The following is a 256-nucleotide window of genomic DNA, read 5'->3' as shown; positions in this document are numbered from 1 at the left end:
AATAAAGTGTAGCACGGCGCACATCGCCACGGCGCTTCACCTCGATGCCTGCGATCTGCGGGGAATAGAGCTGGAAGGTCCGTTCCACGGCCTCGCCAGACGAGATCTTGCGCACCGTAAAAGCGGAATTCAGTCCCCGGTTGCGGCGGCCGATCACGACGCCCTCGTACGACTGGGCGCGCTTGCGCTCGCCCTCGACGACGTTCACGCTGACGACGATAGTGTCGCCCGGGCCAAATTCCGGGATCTCGCGGCC

General features: G+C 64.1%; 1 protein-coding gene. It reads right to left on the bottom strand.

Annotated elements, in window-relative coordinates:
• Positions 1 to 256, bottom strand: a 256-nt coding sequence (rplS, locus tag WDW90_RS40120; RefSeq protein WP_336493119.1) for a 50S ribosomal protein L19, incomplete at both ends; no start/stop codon positions are given.

The sequence above is a fragment of the Methylobacterium nigriterrae genome (assembly GCF_037106235.1).
GTDB lineage: Bacteria > Pseudomonadota > Alphaproteobacteria > Rhizobiales > Beijerinckiaceae > Methylobacterium > Methylobacterium nigriterrae.
Note: the sequence above shows the minus strand (reverse complement) of the source record. Positions and strands in the feature narration are given on the sequence as shown.